Here is a 3173-nt window from a genome sequence, read left to right on the forward strand (position 1 = left end):
CAGCTCCGCCGTCTCACCCAACGCCAGCTCGATGCGCTGCGCACCCACAATCGGCACGCCATGCCCCGGCAACAGCACCTCGGCGCCGAGCCGCTGGATCTCGCGCAACGCCGCCGCCCACTCCAACGGGTAACGCTGGGCCTTTTGCGGGTTGCCCGCGTTGGGGGTGTTCCAAATGAACAGGTCACCAGTGCACACGGTGCGCAACTCGGGGACCCACACATAGGTCGCGTCATCCGTCTCACCGCGGGCGTGCACGAGCTCGAAGGTCAACTCACCCCGACGGTAGGTCATGGCATCGCGGTACACGGTGTCCGGGTACCGGTACTGCTGCGGCCAGTTCAGGTCCGGGATCTGGAACTGGCGACGATTAATCCAACTGTTGTACCCGGCCGTACGCTTGTACCGATCAAACCGCGCCGCCACCGCCTCATGCGCAATCACCTCAATCGCCGGCGCACCACGCTGAGCCGCCTCCCCATCAAACAACATCACACCGAAAACATGATCTACATGGCCGTGCGTGTACACGACCGCAGCAACCGGCTCCGTCGACCACTCACGCACAGCACGATGCAAATCACCCGCCGTCGGCCACTCCCCCGAATCCACCATCACCAGCCCATCACCAGTGTCGAACACCACCACATTGGCAAAACCCGTGTACACCCGCGCGTGCTCGTAAATCGGAACCAGACCATCCCGAGACGAGACACCAGGCCGCAACTCGGTCAACGGGGCCTCACCCGACCACACCTGATCCAGGTACTTGCCATACGCCGGCGGGATCACCAACTGCGGATTCGACATCGACACTGCTCCTTGAAGGGTCACCGAGTGCAAGCTGGCGGATTGCGGTCTTCCTCACGGCACGAGGCCAGTCAAGTACCGTGAAGAACACCGGGGCGCAGCCAGCAAGTAGTTTCCGAGGTATCGCAGAAAGCTTAGCAACGTGGGAAGCAGGGCATTGCCACACGAGTACGTTCCTTGGCCGAATATCATGCCTTCCGGCCCGGTAGGCAGAGGGTTATGCAGAACATTGTCTTGCGGTGAACCAGTGCAGGCCGAGTACGGCGTGTAGGGCGTCGGGACAGGTGTGTAGAGGTCGGCGGTAGTCGGTGTGCAGGATGCCGTGCGGCTCGTTTATGGGATCTGTATCGGTCGGGCTGAACGCCCCCGTGGCCGCTGCTGGCTGGTCATGATCGAGGCATGATTCTCTATTCTCTCAGTTGTCTACCGAACCACCCAGCGCCTTCTCGATGAATTGGCGGTGGCTGTGCGCCGTGACGCGTCGAAGCGCCACACCGACCAAATACCTCATCCGTGATCGTGACAGCCGCTTCACCAGTGCCCTCGACTCTGTCTTCAAGGCCGAAGGCATCCAGGTCCTGTGCAGCCTGGTCCAGGTACCACGCGCGAACGCCATCTGCGAGCGCATGATCGGCACGATCCGCCGAGCGCTGCTCGACAGGATCCTCATCCTCCACGAGGAGCACGCACGGCGCGCGCTAACCAGATGGTTGCAGCACTATTCGCACAGCAGACCACACCGAAGCCTCGGACAACTGACCCCCGACCAAACCGAGCACGAACCGCCTAGACCGATCAACCTGGCCGAACATCGCCTCCGCCGACATGCGATTCTCGGCGGCATCACCCACGAATACTGGACCGCCACAGCAGTCTGACACTGTCAGCCCGGCACCCGAACCATCTGCTCAAACTGTGCGCATCGCATTTTCGAGCCCCACACGATGCAACGGCCGAACGTGCGTCAAGCCGGTCGCGACATTGAACGGGCTGCCGTCCGGGCGAGTCTCGCGGGGCGTCCCCTCTCCAGATCGAGAAGGGACGCCCAGATGTCAATCTATTGCCATAAAGTGGTCATGTTAGGGCATTCAGATGGCGCCTGCCGGCAGGGTCCAGTTCTGGGCCGAGTCGTTGGCGGTGCAGTCCCAGATCTGCAACTGGGTGCCCGATCCACCGTAGTTCGTGTCGTCAAGGCACTTGTTCGACTGCGGGTTGTAGAGCTGACCGCCGGATTGCGGGATCCAGACCTGTGCGCCGGTGTTGTTGCAGGTGTAGAGGTCGACTGTCGTGCCGTCCGCCGTACCGCCGCCGTTGATGTCCAGGCACATGCCGAAGTCCCGGATCGTACTGCCGGCCTGCACAACCGTCCACTGCTGTGCGCCGGTGTTGTTGCAGGTCCAGACCTGGACCGGGTTGAACAGCGCAGTGCTCGACGATCGGTCGTCCATGCACAGGCCGTTGGCGTTGACGATCGTGCCGGTCCACTGCCCTGAGGTCCCGCCGCCGCTGCTATAGACGCAACCGCCCGCGCTGTTGCTGTAGAGCGGCTGCATGGCGAAGGCGCCGGTGCCCAGGGACACGGTCTCCAGGTGGTCCCAGGCGCACAGGTCGCCGTTCTCCTCGCCGTTGCTGTCGAGGTAGCCTGAGCCGGGGACCGGATCGGTCACCGCCTCGGCGTATTCGTGCCCGGCGACGATGCTGAACCCGTCGAGCGCGTTCTGCACCGAGTTGGCGCCGCAGCTTCCGCCGGCGTCGAGGACGTACGGGAGGTTCGTGTACCCAACGCTGCCGGTCCACGAGTGCCAGGCACACCATCCGGCGTTCGGGAAGTTGTCGGGGTGGGTGCCGCTCGGGCTGACCACGACTATGTCAACATTCGTCCCGGAGGCCTTGAAGTAGGACGCGGCGAAGTTGGCCTCATTCGCGATGTCGGACTGCGAGGCGGAGGCGGGAGCTGCGCCGCTGTAGTCATAGATGGCTCCAGCCAGCACGGCGCCGGTGAAGGCCGGGGCGTTGCCGTTGCTGTCCCGGTACTGGCTGGTGCTCGTAGACCAGCTGTCACCGGAGGCGCCGAGCCCGTTGAACAGGTTCATCATGTAGTTCACGACGCCGTTGGGGTCGTTCTGCCACTGAGTGCCCCAGAAGTCAAGGTAGACGTGCGGCGTGAGTTCGAGCGGGCCGCCGTGGTAGCTCAGTCCGCTGGTCGAGGTGTTGGGCGGGTACACGGTGGTGTCCGCATTCACGTTCGGCATGGCGCCTGAGGCGTGGGCGCTGCCCGTCGTGTGCTGGGGAACGATGCCGGTCGGCTTGACCACTTCCGCGTTGTAGTTCCGACCGTGGCTGTGAACGATGATGGAGGGGAA

Annotated in this window: 3 protein-coding genes; 1 reads left to right on the forward strand and 2 read right to left on the reverse strand. The window is 63.4% G+C overall.

Going from position 1 to position 3173, the window contains the following annotated elements; all coding sequences use genetic code 11:
• Positions 1 to 810 (reverse strand): MBL fold metallo-hydrolase (locus VGS97_RS01340; RefSeq protein ID WP_326851285.1); only part of this gene is annotated, 810 nt, incomplete at its 3' end.
• A 419-nt stretch (positions 811 to 1229) separates the two neighbouring features.
• Here VGS97_RS01340 and VGS97_RS01345 point away from each other — a divergent pair.
• Positions 1230 to 1688 (forward strand): integrase core domain-containing protein, encoded by a 459-nt coding sequence (locus VGS97_RS01345; protein ID WP_326851286.1) that lies wholly within the window; start codon positions 1230 to 1232, stop codon positions 1686 to 1688.
• A gap of 210 nt (positions 1689 to 1898) precedes the next feature.
• Here VGS97_RS01345 and VGS97_RS01350 read toward each other — a convergent pair.
• A partial coding sequence (locus VGS97_RS01350; RefSeq protein WP_326851287.1) for an RICIN domain-containing protein occupies positions 1899 to 3173 on the reverse strand: 1275 nt, incomplete at its 5' end.

Source organism: Actinocrinis sp., from assembly GCF_035946395.1.
GTDB lineage: Bacteria > Actinomycetota > Actinomycetes > Streptomycetales > Catenulisporaceae > Actinocrinis.